Source organism: Mycobacterium sp. ABE4_509 (assembly GCF_056160785.1).
Window position 1 is genome coordinate 1 of the sequence record NZ_JBSWXU010000358.1, and the last position, 312, is coordinate 312.

1 rRNA gene is annotated in these 312 nt (G+C 60.3%); it reads left to right on the top strand.

What is annotated here, in order from left to right:
* Positions 1-75, top strand: a 16S ribosomal RNA gene (locus tag ACXAID_RS28470); the annotation flags it as partial.
* Positions 76-312: the final 237 nt, after the last annotated feature.

The following is a 312-nucleotide window of genomic DNA, read 5'->3' on the forward strand; positions in this document are numbered from 1 at the left end:
AAGGTGGGATCGGCGATTGGGACGAAGTCGTAACAAGGTAGCCGTACCGGAAGGTGCGGCTGGATCACCTCCTTTCTAAGGAGCACCACGAGAAACACTCCCGCTGTGGGGGTGTGAGCCGTGAGGAACCCGGATGGCTGTAGTGGCCTCGGGTTGGGTGCACGACAAACGTTGAACCGCAACGGGTCCCGGGTTTTCGGGGTTTGCGGTGATGGAATTGCCAGACACACTATTGGGCTTTGAGACAACAAGCCCGTGCCCCTGTGGTTTGGGGGTGGCTCTGCCGTCCGGTGGGGTCGGAGTGTTGTTGCC